This window comes from Mesorhizobium sp. P171375, from assembly GCF_057786075.1.
In genome coordinates, this window is record NZ_JBYNWF010000001.1 from 5,992,112 (window position 1) to 6,008,504 (window position 16,393).

Below are 16,393 nucleotides of genomic sequence, written 5' to 3' on the forward strand. Positions count from 1 at the left end.
CTACGCCACCGGCCGGCCTTCGCTTGCCTCCAGAATGGCAAACCATTGCTGGCGGTCGAGGTTGATCTCCAGCGCCTTGACCATGGCTGACAGCCGCTCCGGCTTCATCGTGCCCAGCACCGGCACCAGCCGGGCCGGGTGGCGCAACAACCAGGCGATGGCGACAGCAGCAAGATCGCTCACGCCGGTTTCAGCTGCCACTGCCGCGATTGCTGCCCTGACCCGCGCCTCGCGTCCCTCCTTGCCGGTGAACAGTGAGCCGCCGCCGACCGGCGACCAGATCATCGGCGCATAGCCAAGGCGCTGCGCATGATCGAGGCTGCCATCGGCCAGCGCATTGGTTTTCAGCACCGACATCTCGATCTGGTTGGTGGCCAGCGCAAACGGCAGCCGCGAGGCCAAAAGGTCGAACTGCGACGGGGTGAAATTGGAAACGCCGACCGCCCTCACCTTGCCGGAGTTGAACAGCCCGGCAAGGGCCGCCGCCGTCTCGTCGGCATCCATCAGCGGGTCGGGCCGGTGCAACAGCAACAGGTCGAGATAGTCGGTGCCGAGATTGGCGAGCGAACGCTCGACAGAGGCGGCGATATGACCGGCACTGGTGTCGTAATGCTTCAGCCGGTTTTGCGGCCGGTTGCCGGATGCCAGCATGATGTCGCATTTCGAGATCAGCTCGATGCTGTCGCGTTTTCCCTTCCAGCGCGACAAGCCGGCGCCGAACGCCGCCTCGACCTCGTAGTTCTCGTATATGTCGGCATGATCGAAGCTGGTCAGCCCGAGCTCAACTGCCGAGCTGATCAACCTCGCGACCTGATCGGCGTCCGGGCGGGCGGCGCTGTCGAGCAGCCGCCGGGCGCCGAACACCAGCCGCGACAGCGACACCCCATCCTTGGTCAGCTTTATGCGGCCGTCATGGCTCATACCTGTGCTCCATCTTCAGCGACGCCGGTAGTGGCGCTTCTCACCCCCGTTGGCCGCGCGACCTTCGTCACAAAGACGATGACTGCAAGCGTGAGGAAGCACGCGCCGAGCAGATAAGGCGCGCCGCCAAAGGTCACCGGCGCATTCGGCCCGGTGAACCAGGAAAAGATTGCGGTGTAGAGCAGCGGCGTGATGATCGAGGTGATCGAGAAGATCGAGGTCATCGCGCCCTGCAATTCGCCCTGCGCCGAAGGCGGCACCTTGGCGGCGGCGAGGCTCCTCAGCGGCGGATCGGCCAGTGCTTCCAGGCAGCCGACGACGATCACCGCATAGATCATCCAGCCTTGCGAGGCGAAGGCATAGCCGAAGGCGCTGGCGGCCGTGAATGTGAGACCAATGACCGCCGTCCTCCATTCGCCAAGTTTTGGGATCACGCGCGGCAGCACTGTCGCCATGACGATCGCGCCGCACAGGCCGAAGGCGCCGAGCGAGAAGCCGATCTGCTGTTCGCTCCAGCCATAGCGGTAGTTGGAGACAAACGACCACACCGCCGGATACATCATGTGGCCGAGCGTCATCAGGAAGAAGGCGAGTCCGATCCAGCCGATGCCTTGGTATTGGCGCATCTGCATGAGCGTGCCGACCGGATTGGCGCGTTTCCACTCGAAGCGCCGGCGGTGCTTCTGCTCCAGCGTTTCCGGTAGGAAGAACAGCGCGATTAAAAAATTCACGAAGGCAAGCCCGGCGGCGAAATAGAACGGCACGCGCGGCCCGAACGTGCCGAGCAGCCCGCCCAGCACCGGCCCTATGACGAAGCCGACGCCGAAGGCGATGCCGAGCAGACCAAAGTTCTTCGCCCGGTTCTCATCGTTCGAAATGTCGGCAATGAAGGCCGATGTCGTGGAATAGCTGGCGCCCGAAATACCAGCCAGCACGCGGCCGATGAACAGCATCGGATAGGACCAGGCGATGGCGCAGATCAGATTGTCGATGGAGAAGGTCAGCACCGAGGCGAGCAGGATCGGCCGCCGCCCGAAGCGGTCGCTCAATCCGCCCATGATCGGCGCGAAGAAGAACTGCATCGCCGCATAGACGAAGAACAGCCAGCCGCCCTCGATCGCCGCTTCGCTGATGCCGACGCCGCTCAGTTCCCTGAGAAAGGCCGGCAGCACCGGCATGATCATGCCGAAGCCGATAATATCGAGCAGCAGCGTGGTGAAGACGAGCGCAAGGCCCCGCCTGGCGGTTTTGGGGTCGATCATGATGGTGCCTGCTCCCTGGGCCGCCTTTGGGCGAAGGCGGGCGCCCCTTATAGGCGAGGCGTCATTCCGGAACAATAAGGGAACGCGCAGGAATCGCTGATCCTGACATTCCCTGACGGCAAGTTGGCGGTTGGTTTACGCTGGGAACTGCGGGCCTGAGACAGTCTCGTCAGATCGGACCCGTCAGCGTGTTGCAATCCGACAGCTTGCCGCTCTTGTAGCCACGCGCCAACCAGGTCTGCCGCTGCTGCGAGGTGCCATGGTTGAAGCTTTCCGGAACGACATAGCCCTGCATCTTCTTCTGCAGCGTGTCGTCGCCGATCTGCTTGGCGGCGTTCAGCGCCTCTTCGATGTCGCCCTGTTCCAGAATGCCCTTCTGCCCGGTGAAATGCGCCCAGACACCGGCGAAGCAGTCGGCCTGCAGCTCTATGCGCACCGACATCTGGTTGGCTTCCGCCTCGCCCATGGACTGACGCATCTGGTTGAACTTGGGCAGGATGCCGGTGAGGTTCTGCACATGGTGACCGACCTCATGGGCGATCACATAGGCCTGAGCGAAATCGCCCGAGGCGCCAAACTGCTGGTCGAGCTGCTGGAAGAAGGTGGTGTCGAGGTAGACCTTGTGGTCGCCGGGACAATAGAAGGGACCGGCTGCCGTCGAGGCGGAGCCGCAGGCCGAGCGGATCTGGCCGCTGAACAGCACAAGCTTCGGATCCTCGTATTTCAGGCCCTGTGACTGGAAAATGCCGGTCCAGGTCTCTTCGGTCTCGGCGAGCACCGTCGCCACGAACTGCTTCATCTCGTCGGAAGCAGGCGTGCCGGCACCCTCGTCCTGGCCGCTGCTGTTGTCGGTGATCTGGCCGCCGCCCCCCGGCAGCACACCGCCGCTGTCGCCGCTGCCCAGGATCTGCGACGGATCGAAGCCGAAATACCATCCGGCCAGCACCACAAGGATGACGAGCAGGATGCTGCCGCCGCCACCGGTGCGGCCGCCGATCGGGACGCGGAACTGGCCAGGGCTGACGCCGCCGAAACCACCGCCGCCGCTGTCGCTGCGCTCGTCCTCGACATTGTCACTCTGACGGCGGCCCTTCCAGAGCATGGCAACTCCCCGTGATGCAAAATTCCCGGCAGACCCGGCCGATGGTATGGCCCGGTCCGACCCAACAAACGAATATCCCAATGGTTGCACCAAGTCACAGTATTTTTCGCGCCGCCGGCATCGCGGCTTCGCGCTCTGGTCGAGTCGGCCTGCGCGCTGTAGCATCCGGTTCGAACGGGGGTATCAGGGGCTTGCGGACGATCGGCCGATTTCTGTTGCTGGCGGCGCTGCTGTGCCTCGGCCCGTGGCCGGCGTGCGCCGTGACGCTCGATTCCAGCGTCGCCGTCACCGATCCCGACACATTGCAGGCGCTCGAGCGTGGTGGTCGTTCCATCAGCCGCCTGCTCGGCCCGGCGCTGGGTCTCACGCGTGAGGTCGACAATCGCGGCCTGTTTTCGGTGCGTGCGCTGACCCCGGTGCGCAACGCCGTCAAGCAGGAGATCGCCGACGAGCCCGCCGGCAGTCCCGACCCCTATGTCGCCGCTATGGCGAAGACGAAGGACCCCAGCCAGAAATTCAACCCCAACTACATCGATGACGATGGCTCGACGCTGGACCTGACTGGCGTCGTCAACCGCATGGACCGCGGCTATCTCGGCCACACCGAATGCGGCGAGATCAGGCTGATCTATCGTTTCCATTATTCGGTGGCGGAGAAGCCGGCGAAAGGGAAGACGGCACAACGCATTTCGTCGCGCCTGCCGCTGACCATGAGCCTGGTCTTCAACGCCAAGCCCGGCGAGGCTCGCGCACGCGCTTCGAGAGACCGTCCAAGCGCCACCGCCGTGTCGTGCGCCGATGTCGCCAACCGCTGGCTGGCCGCCGGGCAAAAAGACCTTCCACCCGACCAGCTGGCGGCCTGGCTGCGCTCCGATGAAGGTCCGCTGTCGAACGCCATGCTGAATTCATCGCAGATAATGCGGCTCGAACTCAACATGCAGGTTCTCCGGCTATCGGCGTCGAGCCGCCGCGACTTCGGTGGCCACGCCGAATATCTCCTCAAGATTTTCAAATGGGACCCGGCGACGTCCACCTTCCAGGAATCGAAGATGGAGAACCAGATCGACAGGAAGATCGTGCTCGCTGACCGGCCGGCCTTTGCCAAATGGTTGCTCACCGACCGCAACATCTACGATCTCGATCGCGGCCGGCTGGTCATCGACGACAAATTCCTGGCGACCAGCGCCGTCTCGGTCGCGCCCGGCGGCATGAGCCGGTCGCAAAACAACATCGCCTATGGGCTGCTCGACGATTCCGATATCAACAAGGCGCTGCAGGACTATGTCGCCAGAGGCAACGCACTGTACAGCGTGAAATCGGTGGCCGGCTTCAATCTTCGCCTCAATGAGATGACCTGCACCGGCTGCCACCAGACGCATGGCATTGCCGGCTTCCACTATACCGGCGCCGATCCGGCGAGCGAGCCGCGCCGCAACGCTGTCTTCGTACCGGGCTCGGCGGTGTTCTTCGCCGACCTGCCGCGCCGGCGCGCCATCGTCGAGGACTTCGCCGCCGGCGGCCATCCGGATTTCTCCCGCGGCTTCGCCGCTCGTCCCGATGCCAAATATGCCGAGGCGCTGAAAGACACCGACCTCTACAATGGCTGGGGCTCGATCTGCTACAGCGGCGAGGATGCAAGCTTCAAGGACTGGAGCTGTGGTGAAGGCCTGCGCTGCGCTGGCGTCCATGCAAGCGCCATCCATCCGGGCTTCGGCACCTGCGTCAGCGAAGGCGGCACCCAGGTCGGCGATCCCGTCGAGTTCGGCGAGATCAAGATGTCGAAATGGGGCAGCGACCAGTATTGCCGCCTGTCACCGGCCACCGCAAAGGCTTGCGCCATCGATCCTGCGCGCGACAAGAAACCGGTAATCAAGCTCGCCGGCTATGGCGCGGCGCGCCAGCGCTACGACAATCCCGAGCAGAAGACCGGCGGCTTTCCCGGCGGCATGCTGCGCAAGGCAAGCTGCGACAAGCTTCCCGACGAGGCAAGTTGCGGGCGGCTGGCCAAGACCGGCTTCAACGACTGCATTGCGTCGGGCAAGGACCACAAATTCTGCACCAAGGAATTTACCAAGACTGCCGGCCTGCGCGCCTGCGACAAGGCGCATCCCTGTCGCGAGGACTATATCTGCACCGCCGGCTACGACGATCTGGCCGAGGCCAAGCCCGGCAAGGGCACCTGCATCCCCCCCTATTTCATCTTCCAGTTCCGCGTCGACGGCCATCCGCGCAGCTGGGTGCAGGATGTGAGCGAAGAATAAGCCGCGCGTTGGCGCTTGCGATCTCAGCTCTTCTGCTTGGCGCCAGCACTTTTGCCATCGGAGCTTCTGGAGCGCTCCTCGAAACGCGCGGCGCCCTTCTTCAGCGGCCGGCCGGTTTCCGCCTCGGTCTTGCGCTCGTCTTTTGCGGCAGCCTGCTTCAAACCCTTTGCAGCCTGCTTGCCCTTCGCGGTCGGTGCCTGTTCAACGCCCATGGTTTTCCTCCCTTGGCGCGCAACAATCGCGCGCGACGTCAGGAGCAACGAGCCTGAGGTGCAGAGGTTCCCGTGGACTTTGGTTCGAGGCTGGCAAGGCTCAGCGCGGCGCGATCATCGCCTTGCGGAAGGCTTCTAGCGTCTCGGCGCTGACATGATGCTCGATGCCCTCGGCATCGATGCGCGCCGTCTCGGCGCTGACGCCGAGCGAACGCAGGAAGGCTTCAACCGTTTGGTGGCGGATGCGGCTTTCCTCCGCCACCTTGCGGCCGGCATCGGTCAGAAACACGCCGCGATACGGCTTGCGGGAGACCAGCCCGTCGGCGCACAGCCTGGTCAGCATCTTGGCCACCGTCGGCTGGGCGACACCAAGCCTTGCCGCGATATCGACCTGACGCGCCTCATTGCCGTCCTCGATCAGGTCGGCGATCAGCTCGACATAATCCTCAACCAGCGCGCTGCGGCGCGCTTCGCGCGTCTGCCGGAAGCCTTCGGAATGGACATCGGCATCCGGAAGCGGCTCTTCGCGTCGAACCGGTTTGTGCTTCAGCGCCAATATGTGTTCCCTCGTGGCTTTCGACAAATCAATCCGCCTTTGCCATTCATAGCACAGGCTTAACTGTTCCAGCCGTTTATTTGCATTCCATGGCAGGCGCAACCGGCGTTTGCGATCATCCCTGCGTGTCCATTGGGCTGCCCTCACAAGAAGCACATACAATGAAATATAGCCTATTGCATAATGTTGAGCCCTGGCATAGATAGGATGGCAGATACCAATCCTTTCAGTGGAAAACCGTACATGTCCGAAGCCGACGCAACCGTGGGATCAACCTGGCGATTTGACAGGCCGGAGGACAATCCGCCCAGCCTGCGCGAGGTGAATTCGACGATCACGGTGCCGCAATCCGGCGTCTGGTTCCGCCGTCTGTTCGCCTTCATGGGGCCGGGCTACATGGTTTCGGTCGGATATATGGACCCGGGCAACTGGGCGACCGACCTCGCCGGCGGCGCGCAGTTCGGCTACACGCTTTTGTTCATCATCATGCTGTCCAACCTGATGGCGATCCTGCTGCAGGCGCTCGCCGCCCGGCTTGGCATCGCCACCGGCCGTGACCTCGCCCAGGCCTGCCGCGCCTACTATCCCCGTCCCGTCAGTTTCGTGCTGTGGATCGCCTGCGAACTCGCCATCATCGCCTGCGACCTCGCCGAAGTCATCGGCACGGCGATTGCGCTGCAGCTTCTGTTCGGCATTCCGCTCATCGGCGGCGCCATGCTGACGGCGCTCGACGCCTTCATAGTGCTTTTGTTGATGAACAAGGGCTTCCGCTATCTCGAAGCCTTCGTCATCGCGCTTTTGATCATCATCTTCGGCTGCTTCGCCATCCAGATCTTCGCCGCCGCCCCGCCGGTCGGCTCGATCCTGCATTCGATGTTCGTGCCGTCGACGGAGATCGTCACCAACCCGGCGATGCTCTACATCGCCATCGGCATCATCGGCGCTACGGTCATGCCGCACAATCTCTATCTGCACTCCTCGATCGTGCAGACACGCGCTTATGAGCGGACCGAAAAGGGCAAGCGCGACGCCATCAAATGGGCGACGACCGACTCGACCATCGCGCTCATCCTGGCGCTGTTCGTCAACGCTTCGATCCTGATCGTCTCGGCTGTCGCCTTCCACGGCACCGGCCATCAGGACGTCGCCGAAATCGGCCAAGCCTTCGAACTCCTGTCGCCGCTGCTTGGCCTCGGCATCGCCTCGATCCTGTTTGCGGTGGCGCTGCTGGCCTCGGGCCTCAACTCGACGGTTACGGCAACGCTTGCCGGTCAGATCGTCATGGAGGGCTTCCTGCGCCTGCGCATCCCGCAATGGGCGCGCCGGCTGCTGACGCGCGGCATCGCCATCGTTCCAGTGGTGGTCGTCACCGCGTTCTATGGCGAAAAGGGCACCGGCCAGTTGCTTGTCTTCAGCCAGGTGATCCTGTCGATGCAGCTTCCCTTCGCGGTCATCCCGCTGGTGCAGTTTGTCTCCGACAAGAAGAAGATGGGCAACCTTGCCATTCCGCGCGGCGTGGCGGCCCTCGCGTGGGTGGTCGCCGCGATCATCCTGGTGCTCAATTTCAAGCTGCTCTACGACACCGTCTTCGGCGTCGGCTGAGCTTCTTCTCGAGCAGTTCGCCGTTTCGCGGAAACGGCGACCTGCTCTATCTCTTTGTTTTAACGCAATTCCCAAGGGAAAGCGCTACGCGCTTTTCCCGGAAAACCGTTTCCCACTTTTCCTGGAATTGCTCCAGACCGCGACAAACTGGCGGCTTGCGCTATCTTGTTCGCCATCATGACAAGTGTCGAAGACGCCAGGAAATTCTATGCGCAGTTGATGGCGGCCAGTGCCGGCTCGGCCGATCCGCGTCTCGAACAGGCTTTCGCCACGGTGCCGCGCGAGGCCTTTCTCGGCCCCGGACCATGGACGGTGGTTGCTGGCAGGGCGCTGATCACCGGCAACGGCAAGATCATGACGCCGAGCGCCGATCCGGTTCACATCTATCAGGACGTGCTGGTGGCGCTCGATGCCGACAAGGGCATCAACAATGGCGAGCCCTCCCTGCACGCCATGTGGATCGGCCGGATCGCCCCCAGACCGGGTCAGGCCGTCACCCATGTCGGCGCCGGCACCGGCTACTACACCGCCTTGCTGGCACGGCTGGTTTCGCCTGGCGCGGTCACCGCCTTCGAACTGGAGGCCGACCTTGCCGCCAAAGCGACAAAGAACCTCGAAACCTACGACAATGTCAGCGTCATTCACGGTGATGCCGTCACGAGCGATCTGCCGCCTTCCGACATCATCTATGTCAACGCTGGCGTCATCGCCCCGCCGGTTGCCTGGCTGCGAGCGCTAAAGCCCGGCGGCCGCATGATCTTTCCCTGGCGCCCGTCCCAGAGCGTCGGCCTTGCCGTGACGGTGACCCGCACCGACAAGGGCTTTGCCTGCGACCCGTTCATGCGCTCATGGTTCATCCCTTGCGTCGGCGCCTCGGTCGCCAACTCGGCGGCGAAAATCCCCGACCTCCAGCAAGCGGCGCGAAGCCGCTCCATCTGGCTGACATCAGACAGGGCGCCGGACCGGACCGCCACCGCTGTCATCGGCGACGTCTGGTTTTCGTCGCAGGCGCTTGGCGGCAGGCGACAGCGGCAATAGGTATCGTTTTTTGCTGTTACCTGTCGGAAGGCCGCCTGCCGGTCCGTCCTTGGATCGAAGTCCGGCCCGACGGCCCGGACCAAAGAGAAGGAAAAATCCAATGAGGAAGATCATCGCCGCCACCTTCGTCAGCCTAGACGGCGTCATGCAAGCGCCAGGTGGTCCCGAGGAAGATCCGGTTGGCGGCTTCGAGTTCGGCGGCTGGACCTTCCATTATTTTGACGAGGTGGCGGGCGTGGCGATGGAAGAACTCTTCTCCAAACCCTTCGCGCTGCTGCTCGGCCGCAGGACCTACGACATCTTCGCGGCGTACTGGCCTTACCAGAAAGATCCGATCGGAGATGCCTTCAACCCTGCGACCAAATATGTGGCGACGCATCGACCGGACAGCCTGACCTGGGAGAACACGCAATGGCTTGGGGAAGATATCGTCGCGGCGTTGCGCCGCCTCAGCCAAGAAGATGGGCCTGATCTGCTCATCCAGGGTTCGGGCGAGCTGATCCAGACTTTGCTGGCCAACGGGCTGATCGACGAGATCCGGCTGATGATCTTCCCGCTGCTGCTGGGCAAGGGCAAGCGGCTGTTCAGCGACAATGCGATGCCGGCCGCCTTCAAGCTCGTCAAGTCGCAAGCCACCACCACCGGCGTCATCATGGCGACCTACGAACGATCAGGCGAGATCAAGGTTGGGTCGTTTGTCACGCAGGAGCCGTCAGACGCCGAGCTCGAGCGACGCAAGAACTGGAAATAAGTGGTAATTTCTCCCCGTCACTGTACGGGGAGAAATGCCCGGCAGGGCAATGAGGGGCAGCGCTGACCTCGCCAATTGGACGAAACGTCTGTGTATCTGAAACGGATCGGTTCGCGCCGCCCCTCATCCGCCTGCCGGCACCCTCAAGCCGCCACCGCCCGCCGCGCCAGTCCATCCCTGATATACCGCGCAAACTCCTGCGCCGCCGGGGCCGCGCCAAATCTTGGCAGATGCAGGTTGATCGAGAAATTCGGCAGCGGCGGCAGCCCGGCATCGAAGGGCAGAATGTCGAGATCGGCAGGCACGGTGGAGGCGAGCCAGGCGGTGACGGCAAGGTCGGAGCGCACCGTCGCCGTCGTGGCGTCGATGTTGCCGTTTTCGAACACGGTGCGCCATTCCAAACCATGCTCGTTCAGCGCCGACAACACCACAGGGCGGAAGGCGCAGGTGTCGGCGACGATCGACACCGGCAGCGGTCGCTTGGCGCGAGCGACGCCGCCCTTGGCCCCGACCCAGACCAGCCGGTCGATGACCAGGCACTCGCCCGCCGACGGACCCACACGTTCCTCGATGACGGCAAGATCGATGGTGCCGGCCGCAAGGGCAGCGGCAAGGTCCGGCGAGGCAGCACAGAGCAGCGATATCTCGACCCGCGGATAGGCCTCGGAATAGGCCTTCAGCACCGGCGCCAGCAAGGTGCCGACGAGATCGTAGGGCACGCCGAGCCGCACCTGGCCGGCCACGTCCGTGCCCGCCATCTCGGCCCAGATTTCGTCATTGAGGCCAAGCAGCCGCTTTGCCTTGCCAAACAGCCGCTCGCCGGGCCGTGTCAGCCGCAAGCCGCGTCGGTCGCGCTCGAACAGGCTGCAGCCGAGCGCCTCCTCCAGCCGCTTGACCTGCTGGCTGACGGCGCCTTGCGTCAAATGCAGCGCGTTTGCCGCCGCCGTCATGCTGGCCTTGTCGGCGACGGTGACGAAGGTGCGGATCAGCGCGGTGTCGAGATTACGGATCATGACTAGCATTATATCTTCTAATGCCAGGCATCGCAAACATTGCATTTACTGAAGCAGGCGGCGGTCTACGATGGGGCCTTCGATGAAGGGCCTCCCATGCTCCAGCCCATCCTGCCGCTTATCCTGTTTGCCTTCGTGGCCACCGCCACGCCTGGTATTGCCACGACCTTGTCCACCGCTTCGGGAGCGCAGTTCGGCTTTCGCCGTTCTGTGCCGCTGATGGCCGGCAGCGCTGCCGGCCTTGCCACGGTGACTGGTGCCGCCGCCGCCGGGCTTGCCGGCCTGCTGTTGGCCATGCCGTCGCTGCAGCTGGCGATGAAGATCATCGGCTCGCTCTATCTCATCTGGCTGGCCATCAAGATCGGTCGCGCGGGGCCGCCCAATCTCGATGTGACGATGGCCAAGCCCAACAGCTTCTTCGGCGGCGCAGGCATTCAGTGGATGAACCCGAAGGGCTGGGCGATGGGACTGGGTGCCGCCGCCTCGTTCGCGGCGCTGGCCGACGGACCGGGACAACTGGCTTTGCTGCTCGGCTCGACCTTCGGCCTCACCGCCGCCATTTCGTTGTCGATCTGGTGCGTGGCGGGCATGGTGCTGGCACGGCTGCTCAAGACCGAATGGCAATGGCGCGCGCTCAACATCGTGCTGGCGCTGGTGCTGGCGGCGTCAATCATTCCGATGTGGCGGACTGCTTAATCTGTAAAGCTTGCGCCAGTACCCCCACCCGGACCTTCGGTCCGACCTCCCCACAAGGGGGAGGTAGGGAGCGCGCCTTCTACCCTCCCCCTTGTGGGGGTCCGAAGGACGGGCGAGACCCGTGGCTCGCCCCGGCAAGTCGCGAACGAAGTGAGCGGGGTGGGGGTCCTGGTTCGCGAAAGCGAACCAGCCTCCTCAAGCCGCGTAGCGGGCCGCCGGCTTGTCGGCGTGCAGGCTGCCGTAGAAGGCCTGCCGGGCGCCGAGGAAGGTGTCGAGCTTGGCCGCATCGGCAAGCGCCGGTACGGTGACGGCTTCGCCCCTGGCGAGACCCACAAGTGCCGCATCGACCATATCGTCGGCGGTCATGATGATTTCCTTCGGCAGGTTGTCGATATCGCTGCCGGCAAGCTCCCAGAAATCGGTGCGGGTCGCGCCCGGCAGCACCGCCTGGACCTTCACATTGGTGCCGGCGACCTCGCGGTGCAGCCCTTCGGTGAAGTTGACGACATAGGCCTTGGTGCCGCTGTAGATGCCGCCGAACGAGGTCTCATAGGCGAGCACCGAAGCGATGTTGACGATGGCGCCACGGTTGCGCGCCAAAAGCCCCGGCAGCACGGCGCGGGTCAGGCGGGTCAAGGCAATGACATTGACCTTGATCATGCGCTCGGCCTCGTCGGCGTCGGCCGTTGCCACCACGGCCTGGCCGCCGATGCCGGCATTGTTGACCAGCAGCGTCACGCTGTCGTCGGCGGCGATCGCCTGCTCGACGCGGCGCACATCATTGTCGTCGGCGAGATCGGCGGCAATCACGCTGACCTTGCGCTTGTAGGCATAACGCAGCTTTTCAGCCAGTTCCTCGAGCCGGTCGGCGCGCCTCGCCACCAGCACCAGATCGTAGCCCTGCCCGGCCAGCCTGTCGGCGTAGACCGCTCCGATGCCGGCCGACGCGCCGGTGATGACTGCGGTGCCCTTATTGTCCTGTCCACTCATTGTCCTGTTCCTTTTTAGCTGCCCGGCGAGATGGGATGTCCCCCGCTCGCCGCCTGATTTCCAATTAGTGGCATATACCACTATCTGGGAAGTAGGTATATGCCACCATCTTGTCAACGGAGGCGGCAGAAACTATTTCTGCGGCAGGCCGACAGACGCTTTTTGCCGGTGAGGAGTCGTGATGACCAAGACTGCGATGCCGGGATTCAGCCCTTGCAACAATGCCACGCTGCGGCGTGCCGCGCGCAAGCTCAGCCGCTTCTATGACGATGTGATCGCGCCTTCTGGCCTGAAGGGCACGCAATACGGCCTGCTCTACCAGATCTATGTCGGCAGCGAGCCGGCGATGGGCACCATAGCCGAAGAGATGGTCATGGATCTGTCGGCGCTCGGCCACACGCTGAAGCCGCTGATCCGCGACGGCTATATCGAGACCTTCGCCGACAAGGACGATCGCCGCATCAAGCGGGTGCGGCTGACAACCCAAGGCCTCGCCAAGCTCGAAGAGGCGACGAAACTGTGGAGCACTGCCCAGCAGCGCTTCGAGGACATGGTCGGCAGGCAACGGGCGGCCGATCTGCGCGCCATGCTGGATGAAGTCGCGGAGCTGGATTACGAAGTACCACCGGCCGCCCCTTCAAGCTGAAGGAGCGGCCGGCGATCATATCTGGAAACGGCATTACTCCGCCGGCATGGCGACTGGTCGTGCCGCCCAGCGGCCGGCCAGCACGACGCCGAGCCCGATAACCGGGAACACCGCCGCCACCAGGCCGAGATCGGCCGGCACGCCGTAGCGCAACACCGCACCGCCGACCACCGCGCCCAGCGCCACGCCGAGATAGAGCGCCGAGGCATTGAGCGACAGCACGATCGGAGCGGCGTCTGGCGCCAGCTTGATGATGCGGCTGGCCTGCGCCGGCGGGAACGCCCAGCCGACGATGCCCCACGGCACCATCATGGCCATCAGCACCGGCCCGGCGATGTGCTGCGGCAGGAAGGTGGGGATAACCGAGAGCATCACCAGCATGGCCGCGCTCAGCGCCAGCGACCAGCCGACGGTGCGCGTCGCGCCGAAACGGTCGGCCGCCTGGCCACCGGCAATGTTGCCGATGACGGCGCCGACGCCAAAGGCGAGCAGCATGCCGGGCAACGCCATCGGGCTGAGGCCCCCGCTTTCGATGGCCAGCGGTGCGACATAGGCAAAGACGGTGAAGGCACCGATCAGCGCCAGAGTCGTCGTCAACAGGATTGGCATGACGCCGGGGCGCACTGCTGCCGAAAGCCGTGCCCGTAGCGGCAGTTTGGTGCCGATGATGCCACGCGGCAGCCGATACCACAGGATGGCGCCGACCAGCGCGCCAAGCCCGGCAATGGCAAAGAAGGTGCCGCGCCAGCCGGCAAAGGCGGCGACCAGCGCGCCGAGCGGTGCGCCGAGCGCAACCGCCACGGTGGTGCCGCCGACGACCACGGCGATGGCGCGCGCCCGGTGATGGTCATCGACCAGCGCCACCGCCGTGCCTTGCGCGGTTGCGGCAAACAGGCCCGAGGACAGCGCCATGATGATGCGGGCAATGAGCAGCAGTTCGAAGGACGAGCTTAGTGCTGCCACCAGATTGCCGATGACGAAGAACGTCAGCGTCCACAGGATGACGCGGCGCCGGTCCCATTCACCGGTCAGCGTCGCCAGGATCGGCGTGCCGATCGCATAGGCGAGCGCAAAAGCGGTGATCAGCGTGCCGGCGAGCGGGATGGAAATGCCGGCGTCGGTGGCGATGTCGGGCAACAGGCTGGAAATGACGAAGCCTTCGGTCGAGATCGTGAACGATCCGAGCGCAAGCCAGAAGAGGCGCTTGTCCATTGGGGGTGTCCTTAGTTCAAAGCTTATTGAACAATTGGACATAACAGGGCATGATGTCAATGAAGATGACCAAAAATAGCTGAACCCTGCTGACAGCCCTGTGTCAGGACAGCCGGCGGGCCTGATCGCGAAACGGAGAAACACTGTGCATGCGCGGGACAAGATGGACGCGTTGAAATCGCCACCGACTGTGCTTAGTTTCGGGCCATGACCTTGCCGCACCCCAATACAGACCAGATCAGCTTGCCGATCGTGCTCGGCGTGCTTGGCGACCCGACCAGGCTCGCCATTGTGCGCTATCTCGCCAGCAAGGAGGGCGTGGCGTTGAACTGCAGCCAGTTCCTCGACCTCGGCTCCAAGACCAATCTCAGCTATCACCTCGCCAAACTGCGCGAGGCCGGCGTCACCCGCGCCGAAGTGGTCGGCACCAACCGCATGATCACGCTGCGCCGCGCCGATCTCGACGCCCGCTTCCCCGGCCTGCTCGACAGCGTCATTGCGGCGGCTGGTGACGACCCTGCCCTTCCGGCGGTCGGAGGCCACGACATCGAACTGCCGGTTTGAGGCTGCAGGTTCGCAAGTAAGGTTTCTGTCGCTCCTAGCGCTGCCAAAAACCGATATGCGGGGCGAGAAGTTCCTCATCCATCTCGGGGAATGGGCCGTGGACCTCGACCGGCTTCTGCCCGGAGGCGAGGACTGTGCGCGACGAGAGGTTCATCGTCGGATTCTCGGCGTGATCGCCAGTCAGTGCGAGAAGCTTGCTCTCCTCGTAGCCGTAGACCAGCCGGCCGATATTGGCCCAGTAGAGCGTTCCGGTGCACATCGCACAGGGCTCGCCGGTTGTGACCAGCGTGCAGGACCAGAGGAATTCCGGCGGATAGGCGTCCGCCGCACGCCGGGAGAGTTCGGTTTCGGCGTGGCGCACGGTGTTGATGTTGCCTTGCCGCATCAGGATGCGATCGTCGGGGCCGACGAGCACACAGCCGAAAGGATGATGCCCGTGCGCGGCAGTCTCGCGCGCGACGTCATTGGCGGCGCGGAGGTGGGCAACCATCTGGTCGCGGGTCATCGCCTGGTCCCTCCAAGGCTGTCTTGAGCAGATCTCCCCCCAGATGAACTCTGGAATGGCGTGGACGGTAGCAGATGGAGTGCTTCCGCAAAAGCCACGGGTGGGGCTCCCGGCTGTCCCGAACGATCTCAAGGGCTTGATACCCAAGGCACGAGCTTGATAACGAAGACGGGCCGCAAAGCCTCCAACGCGGCTGCACCAGGGAGCCCGCCGCATGCGCATCGCCGTCCTCGCCGACATCCACGGCAACGTCCTGGCGCTGGATGCCGTGCTCGACGACCTCAAGCGGCGCGGTGGCGCCGATCTTACCATCAATCTCGGCGATTGCGTCTCCGGTCCGCTCTGGCCGCGCGAGACGTTCGAGCGGCTCGAAGCGCTCGACCTGCCGACCGTGCGCGGCAACCATGACCGCCGCGTCGCCGTCGATCCCGCCGACGACACGATGTGGGCTTCCGACCGCTACGCCCAGGAGCGGCTGACGGAGGCGCAGCGCGAAGCCCTGTTCGCCCTGCCCTTCACGCTGGAGATCATTCCCGGCGTGGTCGCCTTTCATGCCCGGCCCGACCATGACGAGAAATATCTGCTCGACGCGATCGTCGATGGCCAACTGGTGCGCGCACCGCTTGCCGCTATTCAGCGGCGGCTGAAGGGGCTCGCCTGCCGCATCGTGCTGTGCGGCCACAGCCACCGCCCAGAGCTGATCCGCATCCCCGACGGCCCCGTGATCTTCAACCCCGGCAGCGTCGGCGCCCCCGCCTATGACGACGACACCCCGCCGGCGCATGTTTCGGAGCAAGGCAGCCCGCATGCGCGCTACGGCATCGTCACCTTGGATGGTGAAGGACCCGACCGTTTCGAGACCATCGCCGTCGACTACGACCACGAAGCGGCAGCCAGGCAGGCTGAACAGGCGGGGCGGCCGGAATGGGCGCATGCGCTCAGAACCGGCTTCATGCCCAAATCCTCTGGGCAAGGCTCCGTTTGACGCCACAGCCGTGCCCTGCGCCGCCCTCCCGGCACCAAACATCGGACGCATTTTCGGACTTACATGACGCCGTATCG

General features: G+C 64.1%; 17 protein-coding genes. 8 read left to right on the top strand and 9 right to left on the bottom strand.

Translation table 11 applies throughout. The annotated features are described in order from the left end of the window. From ACYHH6_RS29225 to ypfJ, 3 genes are all read right to left on the bottom strand, one after another. Positions 1-921 carry an aldo/keto reductase gene (locus ACYHH6_RS29225; protein WP_352589698.1) on the bottom strand — a complete coding sequence of 307 codons (921 nt, stop codon included), beginning with the start codon at positions 919-921 and terminating at the stop codon, positions 1-3. Continuing rightward, positions 918-2,183 carry a TCR/Tet family MFS transporter gene (locus ACYHH6_RS29230; RefSeq protein WP_352589701.1) on the bottom strand — a complete coding sequence of 422 codons (1,266 nt, stop codon included), beginning with the start codon at positions 2,181-2,183 and terminating at the stop codon, positions 918-920. Before ACYHH6_RS29230 ends, ACYHH6_RS29225 begins: the two co-directional genes overlap by 4 nt. A 169-nt stretch (positions 2,184-2,352) precedes the next feature. After that, positions 2,353-3,285: a KPN_02809 family neutral zinc metallopeptidase gene (gene ypfJ, locus ACYHH6_RS29235; protein WP_352589704.1), complete on the bottom strand. Its 933-nt coding sequence runs from the start codon at positions 3,283-3,285 to the stop codon at positions 2,353-2,355. A gap of 80 nt (positions 3,286-3,365) precedes the next feature. On the opposite strand from ypfJ, the gene ACYHH6_RS29240 reads away from it, so the two are divergent. After that, on the top strand, positions 3,366-5,546 hold the full coding sequence (locus ACYHH6_RS29240) for a hypothetical protein (RefSeq protein WP_352589707.1): 2,181 nt from the start codon (positions 3,366-3,368) through the stop codon (positions 5,544-5,546). A gap of 23 nt (positions 5,547-5,569) precedes the next feature. On the opposite strand, the gene ACYHH6_RS29245 is transcribed toward ACYHH6_RS29240, so the two are convergent. Together ACYHH6_RS29245 and mntR are read right to left on the bottom strand one after the other, a co-directional pair. Continuing rightward, entirely contained in the window at positions 5,570-5,758 is a 189-nt protein-coding gene (locus tag ACYHH6_RS29245; protein WP_352589710.1) for a hypothetical protein, read from the bottom strand. A 100-nt stretch (positions 5,759-5,858) separates the two neighbouring features. Then, positions 5,859-6,314 (bottom strand): manganese-binding transcriptional regulator MntR, encoded by a 456-nt coding sequence (mntR, locus tag ACYHH6_RS29250; RefSeq protein ID WP_192260151.1) that lies wholly within the window; start codon positions 6,312-6,314, stop codon positions 5,859-5,861. A gap of 243 nt (positions 6,315-6,557) precedes the next feature. Between mntR and ACYHH6_RS29255 the strand changes: the two genes are divergently transcribed. The 3 genes from ACYHH6_RS29255 (at position 6,558) to ACYHH6_RS29265 (ending at position 9,705) form a co-directional block, all read left to right on the top strand. After that, entirely contained in the window at positions 6,558-7,916 is a 1,359-nt protein-coding gene (locus ACYHH6_RS29255) for an Nramp family divalent metal transporter (protein WP_352589713.1), read from the top strand. A 177-nt stretch (positions 7,917-8,093) separates the two neighbouring features. Further along, a complete protein-coding gene (locus tag ACYHH6_RS29260) occupies positions 8,094-8,954 on the top strand; it encodes a protein-L-isoaspartate O-methyltransferase family protein (protein ID WP_352589716.1) in 861 nt (286 codons plus the stop codon). Positions 8,955-9,054: 100 nt separating this feature from the next. Further along, positions 9,055-9,705 (top strand): dihydrofolate reductase family protein, encoded by a 651-nt coding sequence (locus ACYHH6_RS29265; protein ID WP_352589719.1) that lies wholly within the window; start codon positions 9,055-9,057, stop codon positions 9,703-9,705. A gap of 143 nt (positions 9,706-9,848) precedes the next feature. Here the strand turns inward: ACYHH6_RS29265 and ACYHH6_RS29270 are convergent, their stop codons facing one another. Continuing rightward, positions 9,849-10,718 (bottom strand): LysR family transcriptional regulator, encoded by an 870-nt coding sequence (locus ACYHH6_RS29270; RefSeq protein ID WP_352589889.1) that lies wholly within the window; start codon positions 10,716-10,718, stop codon positions 9,849-9,851. A gap of 96 nt (positions 10,719-10,814) precedes the next feature. On the opposite strand from ACYHH6_RS29270, the gene ACYHH6_RS29275 reads away from it, so the two are divergent. Then, the gene (locus tag ACYHH6_RS29275; protein WP_352556496.1) at positions 10,815-11,414 is read left to right on the top strand and encodes a LysE family translocator; all 600 of its coding nucleotides are present in this window, start codon (positions 10,815-10,817) and stop codon (positions 11,412-11,414) included. Between the two features lie 195 nt (positions 11,415-11,609). On the opposite strand, the gene ACYHH6_RS29280 is transcribed toward ACYHH6_RS29275, so the two are convergent. After that, positions 11,610-12,404 carry an SDR family NAD(P)-dependent oxidoreductase gene (locus ACYHH6_RS29280; protein WP_352589721.1) on the bottom strand — a complete coding sequence of 265 codons (795 nt, stop codon included), beginning with the start codon at positions 12,402-12,404 and terminating at the stop codon, positions 11,610-11,612. Positions 12,405-12,585: 181 nt separating this feature from the next. Between ACYHH6_RS29280 and ACYHH6_RS29285 the strand changes: the two genes are divergently transcribed. Beyond that, a complete protein-coding gene (locus tag ACYHH6_RS29285; protein ID WP_352589724.1) occupies positions 12,586-13,050 on the top strand; it encodes a MarR family winged helix-turn-helix transcriptional regulator in 465 nt (154 codons plus the stop codon). 33 nt (positions 13,051-13,083) lie between these two features. Here ACYHH6_RS29285 and ACYHH6_RS29290 read toward each other — a convergent pair whose 3' ends face one another. Continuing rightward, the gene (locus ACYHH6_RS29290; RefSeq protein WP_352589727.1) at positions 13,084-14,262 is read right to left on the bottom strand and encodes an MFS transporter; all 1,179 of its coding nucleotides are present in this window, start codon (positions 14,260-14,262) and stop codon (positions 13,084-13,086) included. A gap of 207 nt (positions 14,263-14,469) precedes the next feature. On the opposite strand from ACYHH6_RS29290, the gene ACYHH6_RS29295 reads away from it, so the two are divergent. After that, positions 14,470-14,826 carry an ArsR/SmtB family transcription factor gene (locus ACYHH6_RS29295; RefSeq protein WP_352589730.1) on the top strand — a complete coding sequence of 119 codons (357 nt, stop codon included), beginning with the start codon at positions 14,470-14,472 and terminating at the stop codon, positions 14,824-14,826. Positions 14,827-14,860: 34 nt separating this feature from the next. Here ACYHH6_RS29295 and ACYHH6_RS29300 read toward each other — a convergent pair whose 3' ends face one another. Next, positions 14,861-15,331, bottom strand: coding sequence for a nucleoside deaminase (locus tag ACYHH6_RS29300; protein ID WP_352589733.1), 471 nt, complete (start codon positions 15,329-15,331; stop codon positions 14,861-14,863). Positions 15,332-15,545: 214 nt separating this feature from the next. On the opposite strand from ACYHH6_RS29300, the gene ACYHH6_RS29305 reads away from it, so the two are divergent. Further along, positions 15,546-16,316, top strand: a complete 771-nt coding sequence (locus tag ACYHH6_RS29305) for a metallophosphoesterase family protein (protein ID WP_352589735.1) — start codon at positions 15,546-15,548, stop codon at positions 16,314-16,316. Positions 16,317-16,393 lie beyond the last annotated feature (77 nt).

Coding starts and splice junctions, on each gene's coding strand:
- ACYHH6_RS29225 (WP_352589698.1), bottom strand. CDS start 921: ATGAGCCATGACGGCCGCATAAAGCTGACCAAGGATGGGGTGTCGCTG.
- ACYHH6_RS29230 (WP_352589701.1), bottom strand. CDS start 2,183: ATGATCGACCCCAAAACCGCCAGGCGGGGCCTTGCGCTCGTCTTCACC.
- ypfJ (WP_352589704.1), bottom strand. CDS start 3,285: ATGCTCTGGAAGGGCCGCCGTCAGAGTGACAATGTCGAGGACGAGCGC.
- ACYHH6_RS29240 (WP_352589707.1), top strand. CDS start 3,366: ATGGTTGCACCAAGTCACAGTATTTTTCGCGCCGCCGGCATCGCGGCT.
- ACYHH6_RS29245 (WP_352589710.1), bottom strand. CDS start 5,758: ATGGGCGTTGAACAGGCACCGACCGCGAAGGGCAAGCAGGCTGCAAAG.
- ACYHH6_RS29255 (WP_352589713.1), top strand. CDS start 6,558: ATGTCCGAAGCCGACGCAACCGTGGGATCAACCTGGCGATTTGACAGG.
- ACYHH6_RS29260 (WP_352589716.1), top strand. CDS start 8,094: ATGACAAGTGTCGAAGACGCCAGGAAATTCTATGCGCAGTTGATGGCG.
- ACYHH6_RS29265 (WP_352589719.1), top strand. CDS start 9,055: ATGAGGAAGATCATCGCCGCCACCTTCGTCAGCCTAGACGGCGTCATG.
- ACYHH6_RS29270 (WP_352589889.1), bottom strand. CDS start 10,718: ATGATCCGTAATCTCGACACCGCGCTGATCCGCACCTTCGTCACCGTC.
- ACYHH6_RS29275 (WP_352556496.1), top strand. CDS start 10,815: ATGCTCCAGCCCATCCTGCCGCTTATCCTGTTTGCCTTCGTGGCCACC.
- ACYHH6_RS29280 (WP_352589721.1), bottom strand. CDS start 12,404: ATGAGTGGACAGGACAATAAGGGCACCGCAGTCATCACCGGCGCGTCG.
- ACYHH6_RS29285 (WP_352589724.1), top strand. CDS start 12,586: ATGACCAAGACTGCGATGCCGGGATTCAGCCCTTGCAACAATGCCACG.
- ACYHH6_RS29290 (WP_352589727.1), bottom strand. CDS start 14,262: ATGGACAAGCGCCTCTTCTGGCTTGCGCTCGGATCGTTCACGATCTCG.
- ACYHH6_RS29295 (WP_352589730.1), top strand. CDS start 14,470: ATGACCTTGCCGCACCCCAATACAGACCAGATCAGCTTGCCGATCGTG.
- ACYHH6_RS29300 (WP_352589733.1), bottom strand. CDS start 15,331: ATGACCCGCGACCAGATGGTTGCCCACCTCCGCGCCGCCAATGACGTC.
- ACYHH6_RS29305 (WP_352589735.1), top strand. CDS start 15,546: ATGCGCATCGCCGTCCTCGCCGACATCCACGGCAACGTCCTGGCGCTG.